The sequence below is a fragment of the Pseudomonas sp. NPDC012596 genome (genome assembly GCF_042902325.1).
Lineage (GTDB): Bacteria > Pseudomonadota > Gammaproteobacteria > Pseudomonadales > Pseudomonadaceae > Aquipseudomonas.
The window spans coordinates 43,513-67,060 of record NZ_JBIBEB010000007.1 but is presented as its reverse complement, the minus strand read 5'-3'; the positions used below and the strand labels follow the sequence as shown (position 1 = coordinate 67,060).

26 protein-coding genes, 2 tRNA genes and 1 pseudogene are annotated in these 23,548 nt (G+C 62.3%); 16 read left to right on the top strand and 13 right to left on the bottom strand.

Annotated elements, in window-relative coordinates:
• Positions 1-7: 7 nt before the first annotated feature.
• The 3 genes from ACFY68_RS10770 to ACFY68_RS10760 all read right to left on the bottom strand — a co-directional run bounded on the left by ACFY68_RS10770 (position 8) and on the right by ACFY68_RS10760 (position 2,987).
• Positions 8-1,453, bottom strand: coding sequence for an ATPase domain-containing protein (locus tag ACFY68_RS10770; RefSeq protein ID WP_387526672.1), 1,446 nt, complete (start codon positions 1,451-1,453; stop codon positions 8-10).
• 5 nt (positions 1,454-1,458) lie between these two features.
• Complete coding sequence (locus ACFY68_RS10765; protein ID WP_387526669.1) at positions 1,459-2,619, bottom strand: nitrogen regulation protein NR(II); 1,161 nt, start codon at positions 2,617-2,619, stop codon at positions 1,459-1,461.
• Between the two features lie 83 nt (positions 2,620-2,702).
• On the bottom strand, positions 2,703-2,987 hold the full coding sequence (locus ACFY68_RS10760; RefSeq protein WP_387526666.1) for a hypothetical protein: 285 nt from the start codon (positions 2,985-2,987) through the stop codon (positions 2,703-2,705).
• A 202-nt stretch (positions 2,988-3,189) separates the two neighbouring features.
• On the opposite strand from ACFY68_RS10760, the gene ACFY68_RS10755 reads away from it, so the two are divergent.
• Positions 3,190-3,274: transfer RNA gene (locus ACFY68_RS10755), tRNA-Leu, on the top strand.
• Positions 3,275-3,377: 103 nt separating this feature from the next.
• Positions 3,378-3,791: a DoxX family protein gene (locus ACFY68_RS10750; RefSeq protein ID WP_387526663.1), complete on the top strand. Its 414-nt coding sequence runs from the start codon at positions 3,378-3,380 to the stop codon at positions 3,789-3,791.
• 1 nt (position 3,792) lies between these two features.
• Here the strand turns inward: ACFY68_RS10750 and ACFY68_RS10745 are convergent, their stop codons facing one another.
• Positions 3,793-3,987, bottom strand: coding sequence for a hypothetical protein (locus ACFY68_RS10745; RefSeq protein ID WP_387526660.1), 195 nt, complete (start codon positions 3,985-3,987; stop codon positions 3,793-3,795).
• A gap of 415 nt (positions 3,988-4,402) precedes the next feature.
• On the opposite strand from ACFY68_RS10745, the gene ACFY68_RS10740 reads away from it, so the two are divergent.
• A complete protein-coding gene (locus ACFY68_RS10740) occupies positions 4,403-5,128 on the top strand; it encodes a hypothetical protein (protein WP_387526657.1) in 726 nt (241 codons plus the stop codon).
• 254 nt (positions 5,129-5,382) lie between these two features.
• Here the strand turns inward: ACFY68_RS10740 and ACFY68_RS10735 are convergent.
• Positions 5,383-5,456, bottom strand: a tRNA-Cys gene (locus ACFY68_RS10735).
• Between the two features lie 152 nt (positions 5,457-5,608).
• The gene (gene sohB / locus ACFY68_RS10730) at positions 5,609-6,628 is read right to left on the bottom strand and encodes a protease SohB (RefSeq protein ID WP_387526654.1); all 1,020 of its coding nucleotides are present in this window, start codon (positions 6,626-6,628) and stop codon (positions 5,609-5,611) included.
• A gap of 198 nt (positions 6,629-6,826) precedes the next feature.
• On the opposite strand from sohB, the gene ACFY68_RS10725 reads away from it, so the two are divergent.
• The 4 genes from ACFY68_RS10725 to ACFY68_RS10710 all read left to right on the top strand — a co-directional run bounded on the left by ACFY68_RS10725 (position 6,827) and on the right by ACFY68_RS10710 (position 9,962).
• The gene (locus ACFY68_RS10725) at positions 6,827-7,537 is read left to right on the top strand and encodes a histidine phosphatase family protein (RefSeq protein WP_387526651.1); all 711 of its coding nucleotides are present in this window, start codon (positions 6,827-6,829) and stop codon (positions 7,535-7,537) included.
• A 56-nt stretch (positions 7,538-7,593) separates the two neighbouring features.
• A complete protein-coding gene (locus tag ACFY68_RS10720) occupies positions 7,594-7,911 on the top strand; it encodes an SCP2 sterol-binding domain-containing protein (protein ID WP_346612155.1) in 318 nt (105 codons plus the stop codon).
• A gap of 192 nt (positions 7,912-8,103) precedes the next feature.
• A complete protein-coding gene (locus ACFY68_RS10715) occupies positions 8,104-9,171 on the top strand; it encodes a phosphotransferase family protein (protein ID WP_387526647.1) in 1,068 nt (355 codons plus the stop codon).
• A gap of 23 nt (positions 9,172-9,194) precedes the next feature.
• The gene (locus tag ACFY68_RS10710) at positions 9,195-9,962 is read left to right on the top strand and encodes an SDR family oxidoreductase (RefSeq protein WP_387526644.1); all 768 of its coding nucleotides are present in this window, start codon (positions 9,195-9,197) and stop codon (positions 9,960-9,962) included.
• Here the strand turns inward: ACFY68_RS10710 and ACFY68_RS10705 are convergent.
• Both ACFY68_RS10705 and ACFY68_RS10700 read right to left on the bottom strand, forming a co-directional pair.
• A pseudogene (locus ACFY68_RS10705) lies at positions 9,963-10,067 on the bottom strand (SAM-dependent methyltransferase); the annotation flags it as partial.
• Positions 10,060-10,410 (bottom strand): hypothetical protein, encoded by a 351-nt coding sequence (locus tag ACFY68_RS10700; protein ID WP_387526641.1) that lies wholly within the window; start codon positions 10,408-10,410, stop codon positions 10,060-10,062. The gene ACFY68_RS10700 and the pseudogene ACFY68_RS10705, both read right to left, overlap by 8 nt.
• A 113-nt stretch (positions 10,411-10,523) precedes the next feature.
• On the opposite strand from ACFY68_RS10700, the gene ACFY68_RS10695 reads away from it, so the two are divergent.
• Entirely contained in the window at positions 10,524-10,826 is a 303-nt protein-coding gene (locus ACFY68_RS10695) for an RcnB family protein (RefSeq protein WP_387526638.1), read from the top strand.
• 1 nt (position 10,827) lies between these two features.
• Here ACFY68_RS10695 and ACFY68_RS10690 read toward each other — a convergent pair whose 3' ends face one another.
• Positions 10,828-11,988: a GGDEF domain-containing protein gene (locus ACFY68_RS10690; protein ID WP_387527138.1), complete on the bottom strand. Its 1,161-nt coding sequence runs from the start codon at positions 11,986-11,988 to the stop codon at positions 10,828-10,830.
• Positions 11,989-12,212: 224 nt separating this feature from the next.
• Between ACFY68_RS10690 and ACFY68_RS10685 the strand changes: the two genes are divergently transcribed.
• The 4 genes from ACFY68_RS10685 (at position 12,213) to ACFY68_RS10670 (ending at position 16,371) form a co-directional block, all read left to right on the top strand.
• Positions 12,213-12,392, top strand: coding sequence for a hypothetical protein (locus tag ACFY68_RS10685; protein WP_387526636.1), 180 nt, complete (start codon positions 12,213-12,215; stop codon positions 12,390-12,392).
• A 51-nt stretch (positions 12,393-12,443) separates the two neighbouring features.
• Positions 12,444-12,830, top strand: coding sequence for a glycine zipper domain-containing protein (locus ACFY68_RS10680; protein WP_346612149.1), 387 nt, complete (start codon positions 12,444-12,446; stop codon positions 12,828-12,830).
• A 148-nt stretch (positions 12,831-12,978) separates the two neighbouring features.
• A complete protein-coding gene (locus ACFY68_RS10675) occupies positions 12,979-14,808 on the top strand; it encodes an SLC13 family permease (RefSeq protein ID WP_387526632.1) in 1,830 nt (609 codons plus the stop codon).
• A 138-nt stretch (positions 14,809-14,946) separates the two neighbouring features.
• Positions 14,947-16,371, top strand: coding sequence for a diguanylate cyclase (locus tag ACFY68_RS10670; protein ID WP_387526629.1), 1,425 nt, complete (start codon positions 14,947-14,949; stop codon positions 16,369-16,371).
• A gap of 1 nt (position 16,372) precedes the next feature.
• On the opposite strand, the gene ACFY68_RS10665 is transcribed toward ACFY68_RS10670, so the two are convergent.
• A complete protein-coding gene (locus tag ACFY68_RS10665) occupies positions 16,373-17,134 on the bottom strand; it encodes a TSUP family transporter (protein WP_346612146.1) in 762 nt (253 codons plus the stop codon).
• A gap of 100 nt (positions 17,135-17,234) precedes the next feature.
• Between ACFY68_RS10665 and ACFY68_RS10660 the strand changes: the two genes are divergently transcribed.
• Positions 17,235-18,155, top strand: a complete 921-nt coding sequence (locus ACFY68_RS10660; RefSeq protein ID WP_387526626.1) for a LysR substrate-binding domain-containing protein — start codon at positions 17,235-17,237, stop codon at positions 18,153-18,155.
• Positions 18,156-18,271: 116 nt separating this feature from the next.
• Here ACFY68_RS10660 and ACFY68_RS10655 read toward each other — a convergent pair whose 3' ends face one another.
• Both ACFY68_RS10655 and ACFY68_RS10650 read right to left on the bottom strand, forming a co-directional pair.
• Complete coding sequence (locus ACFY68_RS10655) at positions 18,272-18,466, bottom strand: hypothetical protein (RefSeq protein ID WP_387526623.1); 195 nt, start codon at positions 18,464-18,466, stop codon at positions 18,272-18,274.
• Positions 18,467-18,848: 382 nt separating this feature from the next.
• Positions 18,849-19,202, bottom strand: coding sequence for a ligand-binding protein SH3 (locus ACFY68_RS10650; protein ID WP_387526620.1), 354 nt, complete (start codon positions 19,200-19,202; stop codon positions 18,849-18,851).
• A gap of 205 nt (positions 19,203-19,407) precedes the next feature.
• Between ACFY68_RS10650 and ACFY68_RS10645 the strand changes: the two genes are divergently transcribed.
• From ACFY68_RS10645 to ACFY68_RS10635, 3 genes are all read left to right on the top strand, one after another.
• Entirely contained in the window at positions 19,408-20,448 is a 1,041-nt protein-coding gene (locus ACFY68_RS10645) for an alpha/beta fold hydrolase (RefSeq protein ID WP_387526617.1), read from the top strand.
• Between the two features lie 300 nt (positions 20,449-20,748).
• Positions 20,749-20,934: a hypothetical protein gene (locus ACFY68_RS10640; RefSeq protein WP_387526614.1), complete on the top strand. Its 186-nt coding sequence runs from the start codon at positions 20,749-20,751 to the stop codon at positions 20,932-20,934.
• Between the two features lie 344 nt (positions 20,935-21,278).
• A complete protein-coding gene (locus tag ACFY68_RS10635; protein WP_387526611.1) occupies positions 21,279-22,496 on the top strand; it encodes an amidohydrolase family protein in 1,218 nt (405 codons plus the stop codon).
• A 126-nt stretch (positions 22,497-22,622) separates the two neighbouring features.
• Here ACFY68_RS10635 and ACFY68_RS10630 read toward each other — a convergent pair whose 3' ends face one another.
• Positions 22,623-23,501 carry a LysR substrate-binding domain-containing protein gene (locus ACFY68_RS10630; protein ID WP_387526608.1) on the bottom strand — a complete coding sequence of 293 codons (879 nt, stop codon included), beginning with the start codon at positions 23,499-23,501 and terminating at the stop codon, positions 22,623-22,625.
• Positions 23,502-23,548 lie beyond the last annotated feature (47 nt).

Here is a 23,548-nt window from a genome sequence, read left to right as displayed (position 1 = left end):
GGCTCCGTCACCCGTTGCCTTGCGGCAACGGGGTACCCGAGAGCACGCCGCAGGCGCCCTCGAAGGCCTTGCGCAGGGTGATCCCTTGCGGCCCTATGTTCAGCTCGTGCAACGCGGGGTCATGGTGGCTGTCGCGCACCTTGAGGATCGACAGCATGCGCCGCAGCTGCGAGTCGAGCTCGACAAAGCGCATCAGTATGAGGTTGTCGACGATGCTCGACAGGTCGGGCGCCGGCGCGGTGATTTCCGAACCAAAAAGGTCACGCATCTCCCAGGTGAGCATTACGCTTACATCACGTGCCCGCAGCTCACCGGTCAGTGCCCGGAAGAACGCATTGAGGCGCGCAGGGTCGACCGCCAGGCGGCTGAACGCACCCAGGCTGTCGATCAGCACACGCTTGCTGCCCTGCTGCTCGACGCGTTCCAACAGGCGTGCCCCGACCTGGTCCAGCAAAGCCTCAGTGGTCGGCTGCCAGCACAACTGCAGGGTGCCCTGGCGCTCCAGCGCAGCGAAATCGTAACCCAGCGCCGCGGCCTTGTGGCGAAGCCTTGCAGGGGGTTCATAGAAGCCGAAGTGCAACGCAGGCGCCTCGGCGGTGGCCGCGCCAAGAAAGGCCAGGCCCAAGGAAGTCTTGCCGATGCCCGAAGGCCCCATCAGCAGGCTGACAGACCCTGTGGTCAGGCCGCCACCGAGCATTTCATCCAGCCCCGGAACACCCGTCGTGACCCTGCTCAGCTCGGCACAACCCAGCTGGCTGGGATGGCCGTACAACGCCTCCAGGCGCGGGTAGACATGCATCCCGGCCTCGTCGATGAGGCACTCGTGGCGCCCCGACAGCGCCCCACTGCCGCGTGTCTTGCGCAGCTGTACATGGCGCACGGCGCGGCTGCCCACCAGCTGTTCGCCCAGTTCGATCACGCCATCGACCATGGTGTGCTCCGGGCTGCCTTCATCCAGCCGTGCACTGGTCAGCAGCAACACGGTGCAGCCTGCGAAAGCAGCGTGCCCCTGCAGCTCGGAAACGAACTTTTTGGTGTCCAGGGTCGTTTCGGCGCGCACCCGGGCATTGAGCACGCCATCGACGATCAGCAGGCTGGCCTGCTGCCGGCCGATTTCCTGGCGCAGCAGTTTGACCACCGCATCGAGCCCCTCCTGCTCCAGGGTATCGAAGGCGCTGACGAACTGGATCTGATCACCCACCAGGCTCGGGTCGAAAAATTCCAGGGTCGCCAGGTACTGGAACAACCGCTCATGAGACTCACTGAGCAAGGTCGCCACCAGCACCCGGCCCCCCTCCCGCACATGGCCGCAGGCCAACTGGTTGGCGAGAATGGTCTTGCCCGCGCCGGGCGGGCCTTGAATGATGTACGAGGCGCCCGCCACCAGGCCGCCCTTAAGCAGCGCGTCGAGCCCTTCGATCCCCGTCAACAGCCGCTTGAGTGCCTGAACCATGGTGGCTACCTGTTGAGTTTAGCGTGCCCATCCTGGACAGACGCCGGCAGATAGAGGCGCATGCACGTGCCCTTGCCAAGCGTACTGTCCACGGTAATTGCGCCATTGCTCTGCTTGGCAAAGCCGTAGGCCTGGCTGAGCCCAAGGCCTGTACCCTTGCCAAACGGCTTGGTGGTGAAGAACGGCTCGAAAATACGCTGCAACACCTGGGGGTCGATGCCGGCCCCGCTGTCGCGCACTTCAAAACACACGAACGGGCCGAGCAACCCTTCCACCTCACCCTTGAGTTCGACAGCCTCGATCTCGATGCAGATGGTGCCGCGCTCGCCGATCGCGTCACGCGCGTTGAAGAGCAGGTTGAGCAGCACCATCTGCAACTGCCCGGCATCCACCTCGATCATTGGCAAACCGGGCTGCAGACGCTGCTGCAGCTCGATGTCGCGCGGCAACGCATGCTCCAGCAAGCTACGGGTAGACACCATCAGCGTGGCAGGCTCGATCAGCGAAACAGCCAGTTGCCGATGCCGGGCGAATGCAAGCAATTGCTGCGTCAGCTCGGTACCACGCTGGCCGGCATCGATGATGTGCTCGAGCATGCGCTGCACGCGGGCCGGGTCCTGGCTGGCCAACGCCAGCTTGGCCGACGTCAGGATGATGGTCAGCAGGTTGTTGAAATCGTGCGCCAACCCGCCCGTCAGCTGGCCAAGCGCCTCGAGTTTCTGCGCCTGGAACAGCTGTGCCCTAACAGCATCGAGCTGCAACGCCGTCTCACGTCGGTCGGTGATGTCCCGGGTGACCTTGGCCAGCCCGATGATCTGCCCCAGGTCGTCTCGAATCACATCGAGGGCGGCCAGCGCCCAGAACTGCGTGCCGTCCTTGCGCACTCGCCAACCTTCGTCCTGGGCCACCCCCTGCTCCAAGGCTTGGTTGAGCAGGTAATCGGGGCGCCCGTCGACGCAATCCTGGGGGGTGAAAAACAGCGAAAAATGCCGGCCAATGACTTCGTCGGCGCGATAGCCTTTAATCCGCTCGGCACCTGCGTTCCAGGACACCACCCGGCCAGAGGGGTCGAGCATGTAGATGGCGTAGTCCACAACCGACTGCACCAACTGCTCATAGCGGTTGGCGGTCATGACAGGTTGATCGATGCAGTCAGCTGAAACCATGCAAACTCCACAGGCACAGCGGGAGGGACGAAGTTAACTTAGGCAATAGTACTCGCTTGAGTCCGCCTGCGTGGCAACTGAATTCAGCGCTCCGACTCGATGAGCACCGGGGTGATTCGCCGAGGCATCGCCACCTTCAGCAGCCACAGGCCCACCAGCAGGATCAGGCCACCGCCGCCCAGTGCCATCAGGCGCTGCCGCAGAGGGTATTCCACGTCGAACCCCTGCATCACCAAGTAGCCACCCAGGCACACAAGGCAGAGATAAAGAAAGCCTCCCAGCATTAACACCAGCAGCAACAACAGGCGCCAGAGGAGCCTTGGGCGAACAATGCGGCCGCTGACAGTGGACGAACTGGCCTGAGACATGACGTGAACCCATTGGATCCAACCAAAGAGGGCACAGTGGCCTAATGACAGCAAGGTGTCAATTGCCCTTTTACTTGGCCCTTCAATCCTTTGATCATAGGTGCTGTAGTTGACTCAACTATAACAATGGGTTATAAAGCGGCCTTGATTGCATGGCCCTTCTGCCTGGAAGCGCGCCGGTCTTCATGACCCTTTCAAGCGTGCGAGTGTGGTGGAATTGGTATACACAGCAGACTTAAAATCTGTCGGCGTGAGCCTTGCGGGTTCGAGTCCCGCCACTCGCACCATATTCCTGTAAAAAAGGCGCCCCTTGGGGCGCCTTTTTGCTGCGCAGCGGAAATTCACGCAACTGCTAGAGTGGAGCTTGTCACCGTCCACTGGAATGCCGCCATGCGCTACTCCCTGTTCGCTGGTCAACGCGACGCCATTATCCTGATCGCCCGCGTGCTACTGATGATCCTTTTCGTGATATCCGGCTGGGCCAAGCTGACCGGCTTCGAAGGCACGGTCAGCTATATGACTTCACTGGGAGCCCCTGCGCCGATGGTCGCCGCAGCGGTTGCCGTGATCATGGAGTTCTTCGTTGCCATCATCCTGATCCTGGGCTTTTATACCCGCCCACTGGCCTTCCTGTTCGCCCTGTTCGTGCTGGGCACTGCGCTGATCGGCCACCCTTTCTGGAACATGATCGACCCTGAACGCTCCGCTAACATGACCCAGTTCCTGAAGAACCTGAGCATTGTCGGCGGCCTGCTGATGCTGGCTGTGAGCGGACCGGGGCGCTTCTCGCTGGACGGGCGCTGAGTCAGTCGTCCACGTCGTCATGCCAGGCTGGATGATCGTCCTCGTCGTCATCGAGGTCATCCAGCTGTTCATGGTCTTCTTCGATATCGTCTTCGGCGCCTTGGGCATCCGCCTCGGGCTCGAAGCCGTCATGAAGAAATTCATGGTCGAGCAGGTGATCGTGCTCGGGCTCGGGCAGGTCGTCTTCTTCGTGCATGGTGGCTCCTGGGAAAATAGCACGCCTGTATAGGCGCATCGCCTGCCACGGTCAATGCCCTACGGTTAATGCTGACTTAACCTACGGGCCCCAGCCTACAGACTTTCCCTTCAAACGCTCCTTGCCCGCCTTCATGGCGGGCTTTTTTTATGCTTCACGAAACCCGAGCAAACAGGACAACTTGACCACAGTTTGTTCACGAATTTACGACAAGTGCTTCGGCATACTGGCACTGCTTCGTACGTTCTTTAGGCCCGCCACTTGTTGGCGGGTTTTTCTTTTTCTGGGCTCGCCTCCGTGCGCCGGTTCAACACCCCGGCCGCAAAAGTCGCTTGCACCGAACGTTTATGGCAATCTGCCACAGCTTTCGATACCGCACGCCCAAGAAAAAGACATAAACCTCAAGAATACGACCATGTCAGAAATTTCTGCCGATAACGCCAGCCTGATTCATACCATTGCAACGGCCACCGCCATCATTGCTGCACTGATCTCGGCCTGTGCGGTCATCCTAGCGCAGCTGACATCCGAGGTGCAGACCAAGCACTCGGACCAGTCGATGGAAAACGCCAGCCAACTCATCGCCAGCGCCAACCAGTCCGCCGCGCAATCGCAGCTGAAAATCGACGCGCTCACTCAGCAGAACCTGGAGTTGACGGCGCGCCTGCGTGCAGCAGAGCACGCGGCACAACAGGCCCGAGCGCAAGCCCAAGCGCACCTGCAGCCACGGAAGCTGACGGTGCAGGCACAGGCCGCATTCACGGCATTGGCGGCGGAATTGGCTAAAGCCAAGGCAACGCCGACCGTGCTGCTCAATATCGTTAAAAATGACGACGAAGCCCTGGCCTTCTCCAAGCAGATCGCCGTAGCCCTGACGAAAGCTGGCGTCAGGGTTCAGATCAAGCAATTGATGCTTACCAAAGAGGCCACGGGCACCCATGTGGTGGTTTACAACAGCCCGGGCAGCCAGCAGATTGAACACGCCTTGAAGGCGGCCAATATTGCCTCGCAGCTAAGCCGATCGTCTCAAACGCCGAAGATCAACATCGATGATCAGGACACGGCCGCGATCAGCGCGTTTATTAGCGTGTACCCGAAGGGGGTTTCGCTGGCGGAGGTACCAGAGCCATCTGCTGGCTGACAGGCAATAAGGGCGGGGCCGCTTCGCGCCCCATCGCCGGCAAGCGCGGCTCCCACAGGTACTGCGCGCGCCCGGGGACTAGCTATACGTCTGTGGGAGCCGGCTTGCCGGCGATGAGGCCGGTACTGGTTACATAGTGTTGGGGCGGTGTCCGCTATGGGTCTAGCAGCTGTTCTAAGATCGTTGCAATCTCGGTCTTTTCGGATGCACAAATAAAAGCCCCGCAGACGTTAATCTGCGGGGCTTTCGAATGGTGGAGGCCGAGGTCGGAATCGAACCGGCGTAGACGGATTTGCAATCCGGAGCATAACCACTTTGCTACTCGGCCTCAAAGTTCGGATCTAGTTGCTTTCGCTTCTATCTCCTTGAAACGCTGAATCTTTTTCAAAGTTTGCTGCGTTTCGATGGGCGCCATTATGTCTTCATTCATCCAACCTTGCAACCCCCTGAAGATAAAAAATATTCAAGAGGTTCAAGGTGTTAGCGCAAGCGGCCGAGTTTGCTCCACAAACCCACCACGGTGTTCTCCACCGTACCGCTAGCGGCCATGCCGATGCGCTCTTGCAGGCTCTTGCGCTCGGCGTAGTGCAGGTGGAACAGGTTGGCGTGGCGGGCGCGGTCGCTGAGGTACTCGTCGCTGGTCTGCAACTGGTCCACCAGCTGGCGATTCAGGGCCGCGACGCCCAGCCAGACTTCGCCGGTGGCCACTTCGTCGATGTGCAATTGCGGGCGATAGCGGGAGACGAAGTCCTTGAACAGCTGGTGAGTGATGTCCAGGTCTTCCTGAAACTTCTCCCGGCCCTTCTCGGTATTCTCGCCGAACACGGTCAGGGTGCGCTTGTACTCGCCAGCGGTCAGCACCTCGAAGTCGATGTCGTGCTTTTTCAACAGGCGGTTGATGTTGGGCAGCTGCGCGACCACGCCAATCGAACCCAGAACGGCAAAGGGTGCGCTGACGATCTTCTCGCCGATGCAGGCCATCATGTAACCACCGCTGGCGGCGACCTTGTCGATGCACACCGTCAGCGGGATGCCGGCCTGGCGGATACGCGCCAGTTGCGAGGCAGCCAGGCCGTAGCTATGCACCAGGCCACCGCCGCTTTCAAGGCGCAGCACCACTTCGTCGCGCGAGGTGGCGAGGGTGAGCAGTGCAGTAATCTCGTTGCGCAGGCTTTCGGTGGCAGACGCTTTTATGTCGCCATCGAAGTCGAGCACGAAAACCCGGCTTTTCTCTTCGGCCTTGCCTTTCTTCTGCTGTTTTTCCGCCTTGGCCTGCTGCTTGCGCAACGCTTTGAGCTGGGCCTTGTCGAGCAGGCCCGACTCCAGGCGCTCACGCAGCTCTTTATAGAACTCGTTGAGGCGGGTGACCTGCAGCTGCCCGCCAGCCTTGCGCCGCCCCTTGCCGCGCAAGCCGGCGATGGCGGACAACACCACCAGGAGGGCGATCACCAGGGTGGCGGTTTTAGCGAGAAAGCTTGCGTATTCGGCAAGAAACTCCACGTTGACTCCTTTATGAACTTGCGCTTGAAACGCGCGAAACTGCTGCAAGCATACCGGTGCGCCGGTGGCGCTGCCAGCGGCGGCAAACGCTGGCAACACAGTTCAAACAACCTTTTCAAACGCTTGTATGTTTTTTCGTTGACAGCCCGTACGGCGCATCCTAACCTCGCATCAACCTTCAAGCGGCCGGACAACTTCGTGGGCAACCTCTACCTGATCCGACATGGCCAAGCCTCCTTTGGTGCCGACGATTATGACGTGCTGTCACCCGTGGGCATCCGGCAGAGCCAGGCGCTGGGCGAACACCTGGCTCAGCTTGGCCTGCGCCTGGACCGCTGTGTGGCGGGTAACTTGCGGCGCCAGCAGGACACTGCGCGGCTGGCGCTGGAAACCTTGAAAGGTAATGGCCATGCCGTCCCGGCCATCGAGACCGACCCGGCGTTCAACGAATTCGATGCCGACGGCGTTATCCGCGCCCTGCTGCCGGGCCTGATGGCCGATGAGCCGAACGCCGGGCATATCCTGCGTAATGGCGTGCAGAACCGTAGCGAGTTCCAGCGCCTGTTCGCCCTGATGGTGCAGCGCTGGCACGCCGGCGAACACGAGGGCGACGGCCTGGAGACCTGGCAGGCTTTCACCGCGCGGGTCAACGCCGGCCTGCAGCGGGTGCTGGACACTGCTGGCAGTGGCGACAACATCGCCGTGTTCACCTCCGGTGGCACCATCGCCGCCCTGCTCCACCTGGTTAGCGGTATTACCCCCAGTCAGGCCTTCGCGCTGAACTGGCAGATCATCAACACGTCGCTCAGCCAGCTGAAGTTTCGCGGCCGCGACGTGGCACTGGCTTCTTTCAACAGCCAAGCCCACGTGCAACTGTTGAAGGTGCCGGAGCTCATCACCTACCGATGAGCCCGGCCTGTTGTGTCCCTGCGGGGACGTGTAAATCACTCTATAAGGAATGCGCCATGACCTCCGTAGCTGATGCCGTGAAAAAGATGCAAGAGAAGTTCAACCCGTCCGCAGCCGAAGGCCTGGACCTGGTGTTCGGCTTCAACATCACCGACGAAGACAAGCACTACGCGTTGATCGTCAAGAACGGCACCTGCGACCTGCAGGAAGGTGAAAACCCGGATGCCAACTGCACCCTGGTGATGGACAGCGAAACCCTCAAGGGTATCGTCAGCGGTGAAACCGACGGCATGCAGGCGTTCATGGGCGGTAAGCTGCGCGTTGAAGGCGACATGATGCTGTCGATGAAACTCAGCGAGCTGTTCCCTTCCTGAGTGACGGGCACGCCGAGCGATGCGAAAACCGAAGCCTGACCGGCTTCGGTTTTTTTTTGCCCGGTGCAAGGCATTCGGAACAGTGATCGGCCTGCAACACCCACACCTATATGGCGCCTGGCACGCTTGTTCCAACACGCCAAGGCCATTAGATTAGCCAATAATCCTTGCGATCTATAATAAGGCAAACGCATGACGCTCACCGACCAGTCCACCCAGGTACGCCCCGGCGAAGAACTCGACGCGGCCGTCATCGATCCTTACCTCAAGGCCCACATCACAGGCCTTGATGGCACACCACAGATCAGCCAGTTCCCCGGCGGCGCTTCCAACCTCACTTACCTGGTCGCCTACCCCAGCCAAGAGTTCGTGCTGCGCCGCCCGCCGTTCGGCCAGAAGGCCAAGTCGGCCCACGACATGGGCCGCGAGTTCCGCATCCTGAACCAGCTCAACAGCGGTTTCCCATACTGCCCCAAGGCCTATGCCCACTGCACCGATGAAGCGCTGATCGGCGGTGAGTTCTATGTAATGGAACGGGTCAAAGGCATCATCCTGCGTTCGGACATCCCCAGCGAACTGAACCTGGATGCCACGCGTACCGAGGCGTTGTGCAAAAGCTTCATAGACCGCCTGGTAGAGCTGCACCAGGTCGATTATCAGGCCTGCGGGCTGGCTGACCTGGGCAAACCGGAAGGCTATGTACAACGCCAGATCGAAGGCTGGACCAGCCGCTACGAAAAGGCCCTGACGCCGGATGCCCCGCGCTGGGAGCAGGTGATTGCCTGGCTGCGCGAGAAGATGCCAGCGGACCACCCACGCCCAGGCATCGTGCACAACGACTACCGCTTCGACAACGTCATCCTCGATGCCGAAAACCCGATGCGCATCATTGGCGTGCTCGACTGGGAAATGACCACCCTCGGCGACCCGCTGATGGATCTGGGCAACAGCCTCGCTTACTGGATCGAGGCTAGCGACCCGGCACCGGTGCAGCTGATGCGCCGCCAACCGAGCAACGCCCCCGGCATGCTTACCCGCCGCCAGTTTGTCGATTACTACGCCGAGCGCGCGGGCATCAGCCTGGACAACTTCGATTACTACTATTGCTATGGCCTGTTCCGCCTGGCCGGCATCGTCCAGCAGATCTACTACCGCTTTTATCACGGCCAGACCCAGGACAAACGCTTCGCCCAGTTCATTCACATGAACCGGTTGCTGGAGCAAATGAGCTTACAGGTCATCGCCAAGTCCACGCTCTGACGACAGACAACAAGGAAAACAGCATGTCCAAGACCCACCTGTTCGACCTCGATGGCAAGATTGCATTCGTCTCCGGCGCCAGCCGTGGCATCGGCGAAGCCATCGCCCACTTGCTGGCCCAGCAGGGCGCCCATGTGATCGTCTCCAGCCGCAAGCTCGAAGGCTGCCAGCAGGTGGCCGAGGCGATCATCGCGGCAGGCGGCAAGGCCACTGCGGTAGCCTGCCATATCGGTGAACTTGAACAGATCCAGCAGGTGTTCGCCGGCATCCGTGAACAGTTCGGGCGCCTGGATGTGCTGGTCAACAACGCCGCCACCAACCCACAGTTCTGCAACGTGCTGGACACGGACGTAAGCGCCTTCCAGAAAACGGTCGACGTGAACATCCGTGGCTACTTCTTCATGTCGGTGGAAGCCGGCAAGCTGATGCGCGATAGCGGTGGCGGCAGCATCATCAACGTGGCGTCGATCAACGGGGTTTCGCCTGGCCATTTCCAGGGCATCTACTCGGTGACCAAGGCCGCAGTGATCAACATGACCAAGGTGTTCGCCAAGGAGTGCGCGCAGTTCGGCATCCGCTGCAACGCCCTGCTGCCGGGCCTGACCGACACCAAGTTCGCCTCGGCACTGGTGAAGAACGACGCCATCCTCAACGCCGCACTGCAACAGATCCCGCTCAAGCGTGTAGCCGACCCCAAGGAAATGGCCGGCGCGGTGCTGTACCTGGCCAGCGATGCCTCCAGCTACACCACCGGCACCTCGCTGAATGTGGACGGTGGCTACCTGTCCTGATCAGGCCTTGATGGCCTGCAGGGTGTAAGTCAACGGCAGGCGGTCGGGCTGTTGGCGCAGACGCCACTCGCCGTCTGCGCCTTTGTCCATCTGCGCACTACAGGCAAGTTGCCGCCGCCGCACGACGCTGCAGCGCCACGCTGTCGTTCTTCTGCGCGTAATAATCCACCCGCGTGCCGCCGCCCTGGGGATACACATCCACAAACGATTCCGCCTCACGGGTATACACCGTCAGCCCGCCCTGCTTGCGCGGCTCCAGGTAGCCACTGGCATCGTCCCCGAACACGTCCTCTTTCTGCCAGCTGAACTGGATGCACTGGGCCACCAGCTCAGGCGCCTTGCGCGAATCGAGCTGCACGGTCGGCTTGCCGCTGCGCGCCGTATCCATGGTCGCTGAAGCGCAACCGACCAATACCAGCGCCGCAGCCATCGGCAGAATTGCTCGCATGTTCCATCCTCGGGGCAAAAAAGAAAGCGACTCTAGCATTGCCGGGCATCCAGAGTGAATTGTCCGGCCATCGCCGCTGTCGCAGATAGGGCATGCCCCCAAAGGAGATCGTCATGAATGCACCCCGTCTGTTGCCTGCCCTGCTGTTTGCAGCCCTTCCCTGCCTGCCCATGGCCGCTTCGGCTGCACCTTCGGCCGAAGAAAGCATCACCGCCCCGGAGACACACAACCGTGAACTCAACGTTGGCGACAAGGCCCCCGACCAATACAAGCGCGACGACCAGACGGTGACGGACTGGAAAGCCAAGGGCCTGCCGGCGCCCGAGAAGGAAAGCCACTGGGTGCGCATGGGTGACCACTATGTGCTGGTGCAGATCACCAATGGCGTGGTCCTCGCCATCCACCCGGCCAAGTGACTCAACCGGCCCCGAGCAGCGCCGCCATGTGCACCGTGTTACGCCCCGCCGCCTTGGCCTGGTACAGCGCGGCGTCCGCTTGGGCGAGCAGGCCCGCGGTGCTGTCATGCGGGCCCGGCACAGCGCACCACAGCCCGACGCTGAAACGCAGTGCAATTTCGTTACCGGCGAAAAGCGCCGGGCTGCGGGCAATGGCCTCGCGCAAGCCCTGCAACGCTGCCATGGCGCCGTCGCGAGTGGTGTGTGGCAACAGCAGCAAAAACTCTTCACCGCCATAACGGCCAAGGCTGTCGCCCTGGCGCAGGCGTTGCTGCAATTGGCGCACGCAATGGCACAGCACCTCATCACCCGCCAAGTGGCCGTACAGGTCGTTGATGCGCTTGAAATGGTCAATGTCGATCATCGCCACGGCCAGGCTGCGCTGCTCGCCGCGGGCGCTGTCCAGCTCCAAGGCAAAGCGCTCGAGAATCGCCCGGCGGTTGTAGGTGCCCGTGAGCACATCGCGCAGGGCCAGGTGCTGCAGGCGTGACTCGCTGCGTTCCTTGGCCATCAGCACCAGGCCGAGCGAATACATCATTACCGTGACCGTGCCGATAGCCACGGAAATGCTTTGTTTGAGGTTGCTGGTGTCGTAGCGCATCTCCACAGCGGTGCCATTGATGACCGCCAGCGCACGCATGCCTAGCCCGATCAGGCTGATCAAGGCGCCGATCTCCAGCAACAGGTGCGCCCTGCCCGGCCGCTCGACGTGACGCCGAGCCCAGTAGAAGATCAGCGAGCATTGCAGCATCAACACCAGGGTCGCCAGCAGCATGCGCGGCTCCAGGGTGTCGAGCAGCAGCATCAGCGCTACCAGCATGAACGCCGGGATGCTGCACACCAGCCGCCAAGGCACCCGCTGCTCACGCACGCGGAACAGGCTCGCCGAATAGAACGCCAAGGCCAGTGACAACAGGCTGTTGCCGGCGCCATAGCTGAGCCAGAGCGGCGCGTGGCCGTAAACGGTATAGCAGACATAAGCCAGGGCGTGGGCAAGCAAGCCGCAGCCGGTGAGCAGCAAGTTGTCGCGGCGGTTGAACTGGCCAACCAGCAACAGGCAGAACGCCATGATGGTCGCGACCAGGGCAACAGCGGCGAACAATGTGGGCGTGTGGGCGATCATCATGATTCACCGTGTGGCAGGTGGCCATCTTTGCTGTGGCCTGTGCTGAAGTCTATGCCCGGTGCCGCGGGCGAGCCATGACCGAGCGGGACAGAACAGCAGCCGGCAAGCACGCCACCCATCGCTGGCAGAGCAAAAATGTGCCCGCCAAGGAAACCAAATGGATCGAACGCAGTCTCACAAAGTGCCCCGTAAACCTAAGCGGATCAAGGACCTATATCGTGATGACCCGCCTTGCAAGCTTCTCGTTGATAGCCGCCTTCCTGTTGGTCGCCGGCTGCCACCACCATCATTACCGCGATGACGATGGCGGATGGCGCGATGGCGATCGCGGCCACCGCCACCACCAGCGGCATGACCGCGACGATGATGACCGTCGCTACCGTGACCGCGATTACCGTTGATACGTCTGTTCACTCCACACCTAACCTGATGATTCTTCCGAGGCTCCTATCATGCGTCTGACTTTGCCTTCCCTTGCCCTTGGCCTGCTGCTGTGCCAAGGCGCTTTCGCCGGTGACGGCACTGCCGCCATTGGCGGCGGCCTGGGCGGTGCCCTGGGTAACATTGTCGGCAAACAGATGGGCGGCAGCACCGGCGCGGCCATCGGTGCCGGCCTGGGCGGCGCAGCAGGCAGCGCCGTAGGCGCGCGCAAGGGCAACCGTACCGAAGCCGCCATCGGCGGTGGCCTGGGCTCGGCCGGCGGCTCGCTGCTGGGCGGCAAGGTCGGCGGTTCGTCCGGCTCCACCATCGGTGCCGGCCTGGGTGGCGCGGCCGGTGGCGCCATCGGCAACCACCTGGGTGACAACAACGGCAAGAAGCATCGCCGTCACCGCCACTGATTCATGCAACACCGGGCCGCAACAGCGGCCCTTTTTGTTTCACCACGCGCGCAAACCCTGCAACACATCAACACCGCCTTCTGCACAAGCTGCCACACTGACTGCTACTGTCTTTCGTGCCCCTTGAGTGAAGGAACACCCCCGCCCCATGAACCAGGAACTGCTCTGGGTCCTCGGCCTGCTGGCTGTCGTCGTCGTCCTCTTCGTCATCAACCGCCCGCGCATGGACGTGGTCGCCCTGATGGTGATCCTCGCCCTGCCCTTGTCGGGCATCCTCACCGTGGAGCAGGCCCTGGCCGGCTTCAGCGACCCCAACGTGGTACTGATCGCTGCGCTGTTCGTGATCGGCGAGGGGCTGGTGCGCACCGGCATTGCCTACCGCATCGGCGAATGGATGAGCGAGCGGGCCGGCAACAGCGAGGCGCGCCTGCTGGTGTTGCTGATGGTATCGGTGGCCGGGCTGGGTTCGGTGATGAGCTCCACCGGGGTGGTCGCGATCTTCATCCCGGTGGTGTTGAGCATCGCCGCACGCCTGCAGATTTCGCCCAGCCGCCTGATGATGCCGCTGAGCTTTGCCGGCCTGATCAGCGGCATGCTCAGCCTGGTCGCCACACCGCCCAACGTGGTGGTGCACAGCGAACTGGTGCGCCACGGTGAGCAAGGTTTCAGCTTTTTCAGCTTTACCCCGTTCGGCCTGGTGATACTGGTACTGGGCATCGGCTACATGCTGCTGACGCGCAACTGGCTCAATGGCGAAGTGCGCAAGGACGGCCGTGTGGAAAGCCGCCGCACCTTGCTCGACCTGGTGCTCGACTACAAGCTCAACGGCCGCGAGCGGCGCCTGCGCATTCGCCCGACCTCCCCGCTGATCGGCCATACCCTCGGCGAGCTGGAGTTGCGCACCCGGCATGGCGCCAACGTGATCGGCATCGAGCGCCAGCACAAGTTCACCACCCGCGTGATCGCCGCCGACTCCAACACCGTGCTGCACCCGGGCGATGTACTGCTGCTCGACCTGTTCGCCAACCACGACGACCTGCGCAACCTGTGCCAGACCATGCAGCTGGAACCGCTGCACTTCAAGGCCGCTTACTTCATCGACCAGTCCCAGGAGCTGGGCATGGCCGAGGTGTCGCTGCCGCCAGGCTCGCAACTGATCGGCAAAAGTATTCTGGATATGGCCTTTCGCACCCGCTATGGCCTTAACGTAGTCGGTTTGCGCCGCGAGCAGGCGGCCATCGACGAGCGCCTGGTGGAAGAACCGCTGAAACTGGGCGACACGCTGCTGGTGGTCGGCCCGTGGAAGGCGGTGCGTCAGCTGCAAGGCCAACCCAAGGACTTCCTGGTGCTGAGCCTGCCCGCCGAGATCGACCAGGTGGCGCCGGCCCGCACCCGCGCACCGTATGCCTTGATCAGCCTGGCGGTGATGGTCGGGCTGATGGTCAGTGGTGCGGTGCCCAACGTGATCGCCGCGCTGATCGGCTGCCTGCTGATGGGCGCCGGGCGCTGCATCGACATGAACAGCGCGTATCGCGCAATCCACTGGCAAAGCCTGGTGTTGATCGTCGGCATGCTGCCGTTCGCCCAGGCCTTGCAGAAAACCGGCGGCATCGACCTGGCGGTCGGCGGGCTGGTCAGCCTGCTGGGTGGCGCCGGGCCCATCGCCATGCTCGCCTGCCTGTTCATGGTCACGGCGGTAATCGGCCTTTTCATCTCCAACACCGCCACCGCCGTGCTGATGGCCCCCGTGGCGATCAGCACCGCAACCCAGCTGGGCCTATCACCCTACCCGTTCGCCATGATCGTTGCCCTGGCAGCCTCGGCGGCGTTCATGACGCCAGTTTCCTCGCCGGTCAACACCTTGGTGCTCGGCCCTGGCCAGTACCGCTTCGCCGACTTCGTCAAGGTGGGTGTACCCTTCACCGTGCTGGTGATGCTGGTGGCCGTGCTGATGGTGCCCTGGTTCTACGGCTTATGACCAACTCGGCACATAATGGAGGCTAATCGGCATTAGCCAGTACGATTGGGGCAGATTGACACCAACCGGTGGGTGGAAACACACTGACGCGATATTGCCCCAGGTGCCTACAGCCGTTGTCCTGGATTTCGTCTCCGCTTGTCGGTCGATCCTATGGTTTTTCCAGCCCAATCGCGCTTGTTGCCCTATGTCGCTCTGTTCGGCCTGACCTTCGCCCTGACCCTGGGTGGCATCCTGGCCCGGCCAATCGAATCCCTGTCACTGTTCTGGCCCGTCAATGCGGTTTTGGCTGGCGTGTTGCTGCGTTACCCGCGCCAGGCCGGGCTGATCGGTTTTACCCTGGTATGGCTGGCGATGGTCGCTGCCGACCTGGCCTGTGGCAGCGAATGGGCCCCGGCCCTGTGGTTGAACCTGTGCAACCTGGGGGCGGTGGCGACGGTGTGGCTGCTGCTGTCACGCCTGCCGCGCCTGCACCGGCGCATGCGCAGCCCGCATGGCGTGCTTAGTGTATTCGGCGCCTGCGCGGCAGGTGCAGCGGTGGCCGCCAGCCTGGCCTGTGTGATGGCCGCGCCGTGGTTCGAACAATCGCTGCGCTCAACCTGGTTGGCGTGGTTCAGCGAGCAGTTCTCGACCAGCGTAATGGTGCTGCCAGTATTGCTCACCGCGCCTTCGGTCCGCGCGCTGGTGCGCAGCGGTGCCCAGGCCATCCGCCTGGCGCCCTTGCTGATGCTGCTGGCATCACTGGCCTTGAGCATTGCCTTTGGCGGGCCGGGTGCCATTGCCTTCCCGATCGCGGCGTTGCTGTGGTGTGCCTGGACCTACTCGCCGTTTCTGGTTTCACTGCTGACGCTCACGACGGGCAGCACGCTGATCGTCGCCGTGGCGCAAAACCTCATGCATTTCAGCGTGCCGCAAAGCGAAACCGGGGTCACCACGTTGATGTCGGCGCGCCTGGGTATTGCCATGCTGGTGCTCGGGCCGTTGGTAGTGGCCTGTGTCAGCCAGGCCAATCGCAGCCTGCTGGCGCGCCTGGCCCATCAGGCCACCATCGATCACCTCACCGGGGTACTGACCCGCAGCGCCTTTACCCGCCGCGCCAACGCCCTGCTCGACAGCCGCCAAAAGCATGCCCAGGCGCTGCCGTTGACCTTGATGATGCTCGACATCGATCATTTCAAGTCGATCAATGACCGCCACGGCCACGCCGTCGGGGACCAGGTCTTGCGCCAGTTTGCCCGCACTCTGCAGGACCAGTTACACGACGGTGAACTGCTGGCGCGCATGGGTGGCGAAGAGTTCGTGGTCATGCTTGCGGGCCTTGCGCCGGAGCGCGCCACGTTCACCGCCGAGCGCCTGCGCCGCGCGGTGCAGGACCTGCACCTTGCCCAACGCGATGCGCGCCTGCAGATTACCGTGAGCATTGGCCTGGACGGCTGCGCCGCGGACATGGCCGCGCCGAGCCTTGATGAACTGATGGCACGGGCTGACGAGGCGCTGTACCGCGCCAAGGCCCGCGGCCGCAACCGCGTCGAACAGGCGCACGCGCAGCGCGAGGTGAGCTGACTCAACCGGCCAGCAGGTCCCAGGACAGCTTGGCGATCAGCACGCATAGCAGGATCAGGAACAGCCCGCGTACAAACCCTGCACCCTTGCGCACCGCCAGCCAGGTGCCAGTCAGCGCGCCAAGGATGTTGCACACCGCCATCGGCAAGGCAATCGCGTACAACACGTTACCAGTGGGCACGAAGAACACCAGCGCCGCCAGGTTGGTGGCGATGTTGACCACCTTGGCCGAGGCCGAGGCATGCAGGAAGTCCAGGGCAAAGAAGCGGATGAACAGGAAGATCAGGAAGCTACCGGTGCCTGGCCCGAACAGGCCGTCGTAGAACCCGATGGCACCGCCAATCAATACCGCCAGGCACTGCTCCTTACGGCCGATCTTCGCTGGTTTGTGCAGGGTGCCAAAATCTTTCTTGCAGAAGGTGTAGATCGCCATCAGCACGATCAGCACCAGCACCGCCGGGCGCATCACGCTGGGCGGCACCAGCGACACCGTCGCGGCGCCGGCGAATGACATGACGAATGCGCTAAGGGCCGCCGGCACGATCAGCCCCCAATCCAAGGTCACCTTGCGAATGAACGAGCGCGCGGCGAAGGCCGTGCCGCACACCGACGCCAGCTTGTTGCTGCCCAGCAGTGCCGCCGGTTGCGCGGTGGGCAGCACGTTGAACAGCGCCGGGATCTGAATCAGCCCGCCGCCCCCCACGGCGGCGTCGATCAGCCCAGCGGCGAAGGCGAACAGGGAAAGTACGGCGATATCCATCATGACGCGGTTCCAGGCAGTGAATGCAGACTGCAAAGGCTAATCAAAGCGGCGCGTGTGTGTTGAAATGCCATATTGCAAAAACTGCAACAAGGAGAGCTTCATGGCGTTGGACATGCTTCGCGAAATCCAGGCCTTCGTCAGTGTCGCGCACAAGCGCAGCTTCGTCGCCGCGGCCCGCGCCCTGGGGCGCTCGCCCAGTGCTGTCACCCGCGCAGTGCAGATGCTGGAAGACAATACCGGGTGCAAGCTGCTCAACCGCAACGCCAATGCAGTGACCCTCACCGACGCCGGTGAGCGCCTGCTGCCGCATGCGGAGCGCTTGCTGGATGTGCAACGGGATGCCACCGATGAGCTGGCAGCGCTCAGGGGGAGTGCGCAAGGCTGGATCCGCTTCGGGGTGCCGCAATTACTGGGCGAGCACGTATTGCCCGAGGTACTGGCGGCGTTTTCCCAGCACCACCCCCAGGTGACCCTGGATGTGCACTACGGCGATGAGGCCACCGACCCGCTGTTGAACAAGCTCGATTTCGTGGTCCGCGGTGCTTTCCCGCAGTCGAGTGAGCTGATTGGCTATCCGCTGTGGCGTTACCAACGCCATGTGTACGCCAGCCCGGATTACCTGGCCCGTCACGGCACCCCTCGGCAGCCAGAGGAGCTGGCCAACCACTCACTGATCCTGCACACCGCCCCGCGCATCCTCAAGGCATGGCACTTCTGCCGCGATGACCGCATCACCAGCCTGCGCCCCCACCCACGGCTGCGCTTGAGTTCGGGCGATGCTGTGTACCACAGCACGCTGGCGGGTGCCGGTATCGCTCGCCTGGCTGACTGGGTCGGCGAAGCGCAAGTGAAGGCGGGGCGGTTGGTGCGGGTGTGCCCCGATTACCGGCTGACGTCGAGCACCGGCCAGGACCCACAGATGCATGCGGTCTACCCTGCTGGCGAGCTGCCGGCGCGGGTCCGCGAACTGTTGTTGGCACTACGCCAGGCGGGTGAAGCGGGTTTGCAAAGGGCCCGCTGAGGGCTGCTCAAAATCTGCTCAATTTAACAGAAGCCTCTACCGGCTTGGCTTACAGCATTTTATCCACAGACCTACCCACGATTTTTGTGGACAGATTTCCCCTTGCAAAGAAGGACTTATCGCACGCGCAGCAGTGCCACATTGGCAGCCTTGACCAGCTCGATCCATTCAACTGCAGTGATCACACCTGATTGCTCCAGTGCTTCGGCGCTGCGCAATGCCTGATCGTATTCTTCCTCGTCGAGGGTGCCTGCGGTAAGAAAACGGCTACGCCACTCCAGCACGGCTGAAGTGCCCTTCTTGCATTCCACTATGTATTGACTCCAAGGCAAAAGACCGGCCCGCACTGCGACCCATTATGACGCGAGCGGGAGAGTACACGAGCGCTTTGCACTTGAGAACGACTTGCAGGTACCGCTAGTCCAGCGGTATACCAACAACCTTGTCGAGATGGCAGGAAGCTGGCCCGTCGGCGAATGAGACGGGCCGGAGGGTCGGCGGAATGTCAGCTTGGCGGGATAGTACCCAGTAGGCCTATCAGAATGGTCAACAGCAGAAAGCCACCCAGAAACAGCGCGAGCTTGCCCATCGGAACCTCTTCAAATGTGTGTAGGGATGAAGAGCATTATCGGTTGTGGGGCTGATACGGTTACAGCTTCAGGTTGGCGTGAAAAAAGCGTATCAGATGGTTTTTCAGCGCTCGGGTTTCAGCTTTTCCAGCGGCAGCCAGCCCAGTTCGCCATTGCTCAGGCGCCTGCACCACATCCAGCCGTTAAGCTGCCGCAGCCTGTATACGCGCTGACCCGGATCGGCATCGAGCTCATGCGCCGAATAGTGTTCAAGCGCCCTGCCCTGCCCCACACCGAGCCGCTCGATCACCTGCGCCGGCACCCAGCCCGGCAACTGCCCGTCACAGCAACACAGGTACCAGTCCTGCCAGCCTGGTTCCCCCTCGTAGCGCTGGCCCACCTCCAGCAACGTGCCTTTGGCGAACCGCAGAGGCTTGGGGTATGCACTGCGATGGGGTGCGATGACAACGTATTCCACTGGCCGGTCCTTGGCTGAAAGGCGTGAATCGTAGCAGAGCTGACACGCCGGGCCGATAAAGGGTGTTTGTATCTTCGTGTGTAAAAAATGAGACCGGACACACAAGAACGCGCGCCGCAGGGTATTCGGACACATCCGCGATACAGCGCTCTTCTTTACTGGCATGCATCCAACAGCGCCGATAACCAAGCCAAGGAGACGCCTCATGTACGCCAGCCCCACCCTCGCGCCACGCCGCTTCAAATCCGCCAACCTGTTTGCCTGTGCCTTGTTGCCACTTGCCCTTATCAGCGCTGGCGCAGCGTTTGCCGCGCCAGCGCAGGCTCAGTCAGCCGTGACTGCAGCACAAACCTTCGGCCCGCTGAAGCACATCAAGGCCGGTGTGCTCGATGTGGCCTACGTTGAACAAGGCCCGGCCGACGGCCCTGCGGTGATCCTGCTGCACGGCTGGCCCTACGATATTCACAGCTTCCAGGACGTTGCCCCGGTCTTGGCCGCCCAGGGCTACCGGGTGCTGGTGCCGTACGTGCGCGGCTACGGCGAAACCCGCTTCCTCTCGGCGCAAACGCCACGCAACGCCCAGCCTTCGGCACTGGCCAGCGACGTCATCGCGTTCATGGATGCGCTGCACGTGGAACGCGCTGTGCTGGCCGGTTTCGACTGGGGCGCTCGTACTGCCGACATCGTTTCGGCGCTGTGGCCCGAGCGGGTCAAAGCGCTGGTTTCGGTCAGTGGCTACCTGATCAGCAGCCAGGAAGCGGCCAAGGCGCCACTGCCGCCCAGCGCGGAGTTGCAGTGGTGGTACCAGTACTACTTCGCCACTGAACGTGGCCAGGCTGGCTATGAAAAGGACCGTCACGCCTTTGCCAGACTCATCTGGCAGACCGCCTCTCCGAAGTGGGCATTCGACGATGCCACGTTCGAACGCAGCGCGAAGGCGCTGGACAACCCCGATCAGGTCGCGATCACCGTGCATAACTATCGCTGGCGCCTGGGCCTGGCGCAGGGCGAAACCCGTTATGACCCACTTGAAGCCAAGCTAGCCAGGCTCCCGAGCATCGGCGTACCGACCATTGCCCTGGAAGGCGATGCAAACGGTGCACCTCACCCACCCGCCGAGGCCTACGCACAGCGGTTTACCGGCAAGTACGAATATCGGCTGATCAGTGGAGGTGTCGGGCATAACCTGCCGCAGGAAGCGCCGCAGGCGTTCGCCAAGGCCGTGGTGGACGCCGATCACCTGTAATACGAGCATGCAATTGCAACCTGAGGTTTCAGCCGGAGCGACAACGGCCTGGCAGCGGTGTGCCGTGTAGCTACACACGCTGCCTGCCGAAAACCCAACAAATCCGGGTGCTACGCCCAAGTTTCAGCACACGATTAGAAACAGGTGCAGCACAAATTTGTAGGACGTTTTACCTGGTGCGGTAGGCAATATCCTGACGCCGAGCATTCGCTGTATGAAACCTCAGTTTTCGCAGGATTATCGAGGTGCTACGGTCCATTTTTCCTACAACGGCACGGAGGCCCTTAGCGTGAGAAACAAATGGACCCGTTCAATAAGTCCGGCATGGCACTGCAAAAAAACCTGCTTGCGTTGCGCAAGGAGCGCGACCGTCTGAAGGCCTTGGGCAAAGAAGAAGAAGCACAACGGCTTGCGCTAACAATCGCGCGGATGGAAGCGGTAGTCGCCGGGTTGCCACAAGGGATGAAGCCGCCGACGCTGCAGTGACGGCGACTTCCCCCCAGCGCGCTGTCGCTCAGCAAGCAGCCCTTTTGCGCGCACGCCTGGGCATTGCCCCAAGGCATGGCCGGTGAGCATGGCAATGGAAACGAACACCGCCACCAGCCCCACGGCGATCATCAGCTGGCGGTTGACCCGGGCGCCCAGCAGGCTTGGCAGTGCAGCCCCGGGCAGCCGCCGGGCGACGCGGCAGCACCAGGCTGGCGGTTGGGCTTTTTAATGCAGGCCTGCATCCATAAATGCACTGCACTCGATCCCGATAATTAATTTGAGCCCTGCCCGCATCATCCCTACCGTATGACGTCACTCAAGCCTCAGAAAAAGGCCCGACCATGAACGACCGTGAGTTCATCAACGCCATCGACCAGGATGGCCTGCCCCTGCACATCGCCGTCAACAATGGGCGCATCACCCACATCGGCCCGCAGCGCGCCGCCGAAGCTGCCCGCGAAACCATCGACCTGGAAGGCCTGCTGGCACTGCCCGGCTTTGTCGATGGCCATATTCACCTGGACAAGAGCTTCGTTGGTGACCGCTGGCGCCCGCACCAACCAGTGGCCACCTTGCGTGAGCGCCTGGCCGTGGAAAAACGCGAACTCGCCAGCGCCCCGCCCATCGTCGAGCGCGCCGACGCGCTGATCCGCCAGGCCGCCTCCTTCGGCACAATCGCCATGCGCTGCCATGTGGACGTGGACGCCACCACCGGTCTCACCAACCTGCACGCCATACTCGAAGCCCGCGAAAAGTGGAAAGGCTTGGTCGACATCGAGCTGGTGGCCTTCCCCCAGGCGGGCGTAGTCACCTGCCCCGGCACGGCCGACGTGATGGACGCGGCCGTGCGCGAAGGCGTCCAGGTGGTGGGCGGTATCGACCCGACCACCTTGGACGGCGACGCCGACGCCCAGCTGGATATCGTCTTCGGCATCGCCGACAGGCATGGCGTCAAGGCTGATATCCACCTGCACGAGCCAGGCGACATCTGCATCGCGCAGCTCGAACGCATCGCGGCCCGCACCGAGGCACTGGGCATGCAAGGCCTGGTGGCGGTCAGCCATGCCTATGGCCTGGGCGATGTGTCCGACAGTGTGGTCGACCGCACTGCCGAAGTGCTGGCCCGGGCCGGCATTTCGATCATGACCAACGCCCCCGGCGAGCACGCCTTCCCACCGGTGCTGCGCCTGCGTGCCGGCGGCGTGCGGGTGTTTACTGGCAACGACAACATCCAGGACGCCTGGTGGCCCTACGGCAACGGCGACATGCTGCAACGGGCCATGCTGGTCAGCTACCGCTCGGGGTTCAACACCGACGAAGAATTGCGCGTAGCGCTGGAGATGGCGACCGTCGCCAGTGCCGGGGTGATGGGTAAGCAGGACTATGGGTTGAAGGTCGGCAACGAAGCGAGCTTTGTGTTGTTCAAGGCGGCAAATGCGGCCGCCGCCGTGGCTGCCGCCCTCCATGAACGGGTGATCGTGCGCCACGGCGCATTTTGGGGCGGGCCTGCGCAGTTGCAGTTGAAGGCGGCGCAGTTTGCTGCAGAAATTCGTCGATAAGGCGTGAATGGGGCCGCCTCGCGGCCCATCGCCCAAACCCGAACACTTGCGCTGTACCTGTAGGAGCTGGCTTGCCGGCGATGGGCTGCAAAGCAGCCCCAACTGACGTTCAACAGCCTTCAGCCCTTACTCAGCCTCCACCCGCAAGATTCCCACAAGTATTTCAGCCAACGCCTTGACCATCGGATCCGCCGTTGGCCGATGAAATATCGCCGCCTCGAACACCGTGATCGGCTTGAACCCCTCTTGCGCCCCCAGTATCCGATGCGCTGGCGTCACCACCCGGTGCGGCAGCAGGCTGACGCCCAACCCCTGGGCCACCGCTTCCTGAATGCCGGCCAGGCTCGAACTGGTAAAGCCGATGCGCCAATTGCGGCCCATGGCTTCGATCGCGCTGATCATGTCGTCACGGTAAAGCCCACGCGGCGGGAAGGCCACCAGCGGGATCGGGTCCAGGGCAAAACACGGATACTGCGCGCTGTCGAACCAGTCGATACGCTCCGGCTCACAGGCAACCGCTTCGCGGCTGTTACGGCGCTGCTTGACCAGCACCAGGTCCAGCTCGCCACGGTCGTAGGTGCTCATCAGATCGCGGCTCAAGCCGCCAGTGATCTCCAGCTTGACCTTGGGCTGCTTGCGGTTGAAGGCCGCCAGCGCCTGCATGGTCTTGCCGGCGACAAAGTCGTCCGGCAGGCCGATGCGCACGGTGACTGTGACACCGCCTGCCATTGCTTCTGTCAGCTGGTTGCTGACTGCGAGCAAATGTCGTGCGTAGCCCAGCAGGGTCTCACCCGCATCGGTCGGGTGAACCTCGCGGTTGCTGCGGTCGAGCAACTGCTGGCCGACCATTTCCTCAAGGCGGCGGACCTTCTGGCTGACGGTCGATTGGGTGGAATGCAGGCGCGCGGCGGCGGTGGTGAAGCTGCCGCAATCGGCGACCATGACCAGGGTGCGGAGCATGTCCAGGTCGTAGATGGCGCGGTTGGGTTTGGGGGAGTCTGGCATTTCGCGGGTTCAGCTTTTGGAGGGGGTGCTTGGAGCATGATGCCTGA

What these genes read in the sequence shown, in the direction of transcription:
- ACFY68_RS10770 (WP_387526672.1), bottom strand. Translation starts at nt 1,453, where the DNA reads ATGGTTCAGGCACTCAAGCGGCTGTTGACGGGGATCGAAGGGCTCGAC.
- ACFY68_RS10765 (WP_387526669.1), bottom strand. Translation starts at nt 2,619, where the DNA reads ATGGTTTCAGCTGACTGCATCGATCAACCTGTCATGACCGCCAACCGC.
- ACFY68_RS10760 (WP_387526666.1), bottom strand. Translation starts at nt 2,987, where the DNA reads ATGTCTCAGGCCAGTTCGTCCACTGTCAGCGGCCGCATTGTTCGCCCA.
- ACFY68_RS10750 (WP_387526663.1), top strand. Translation starts at nt 3,378, where the DNA reads ATGCGCTACTCCCTGTTCGCTGGTCAACGCGACGCCATTATCCTGATC.
- ACFY68_RS10745 (WP_387526660.1), bottom strand. Translation starts at nt 3,987, where the DNA reads ATGCACGAAGAAGACGACCTGCCCGAGCCCGAGCACGATCACCTGCTC.
- ACFY68_RS10740 (WP_387526657.1), top strand. Translation starts at nt 4,403, where the DNA reads ATGTCAGAAATTTCTGCCGATAACGCCAGCCTGATTCATACCATTGCA.
- ACFY68_RS10720 (WP_346612155.1), top strand. Translation starts at nt 7,594, where the DNA reads ATGACCTCCGTAGCTGATGCCGTGAAAAAGATGCAAGAGAAGTTCAAC.
- ACFY68_RS10715 (WP_387526647.1), top strand. Translation starts at nt 8,104, where the DNA reads ATGACGCTCACCGACCAGTCCACCCAGGTACGCCCCGGCGAAGAACTC.
- ACFY68_RS10710 (WP_387526644.1), top strand. Translation starts at nt 9,195, where the DNA reads ATGTCCAAGACCCACCTGTTCGACCTCGATGGCAAGATTGCATTCGTC.
- ACFY68_RS10700 (WP_387526641.1), bottom strand. Translation starts at nt 10,410, where the DNA reads ATGCGAGCAATTCTGCCGATGGCTGCGGCGCTGGTATTGGTCGGTTGC.
- ACFY68_RS10695 (WP_387526638.1), top strand. Translation starts at nt 10,524, where the DNA reads ATGAATGCACCCCGTCTGTTGCCTGCCCTGCTGTTTGCAGCCCTTCCC.
- ACFY68_RS10690 (WP_387527138.1), bottom strand. Translation starts at nt 11,988, where the DNA reads ATGATCGCCCACACGCCCACATTGTTCGCCGCTGTTGCCCTGGTCGCG.
- ACFY68_RS10685 (WP_387526636.1), top strand. Translation starts at nt 12,213, where the DNA reads ATGACCCGCCTTGCAAGCTTCTCGTTGATAGCCGCCTTCCTGTTGGTC.
- ACFY68_RS10680 (WP_346612149.1), top strand. Translation starts at nt 12,444, where the DNA reads ATGCGTCTGACTTTGCCTTCCCTTGCCCTTGGCCTGCTGCTGTGCCAA.
- ACFY68_RS10675 (WP_387526632.1), top strand. Translation starts at nt 12,979, where the DNA reads ATGAACCAGGAACTGCTCTGGGTCCTCGGCCTGCTGGCTGTCGTCGTC.
- ACFY68_RS10665 (WP_346612146.1), bottom strand. Translation starts at nt 17,134, where the DNA reads ATGATGGATATCGCCGTACTTTCCCTGTTCGCCTTCGCCGCTGGGCTG.
- ACFY68_RS10660 (WP_387526626.1), top strand. Translation starts at nt 17,235, where the DNA reads ATGGCGTTGGACATGCTTCGCGAAATCCAGGCCTTCGTCAGTGTCGCG.
- ACFY68_RS10645 (WP_387526617.1), top strand. Translation starts at nt 19,408, where the DNA reads ATGTACGCCAGCCCCACCCTCGCGCCACGCCGCTTCAAATCCGCCAAC.
- ACFY68_RS10640 (WP_387526614.1), top strand. Translation starts at nt 20,749, where the DNA reads ATGGACCCGTTCAATAAGTCCGGCATGGCACTGCAAAAAAACCTGCTT.
- ACFY68_RS10635 (WP_387526611.1), top strand. Translation starts at nt 21,279, where the DNA reads ATGAACGACCGTGAGTTCATCAACGCCATCGACCAGGATGGCCTGCCC.
- ACFY68_RS10630 (WP_387526608.1), bottom strand. Translation starts at nt 23,501, where the DNA reads ATGCCAGACTCCCCCAAACCCAACCGCGCCATCTACGACCTGGACATG.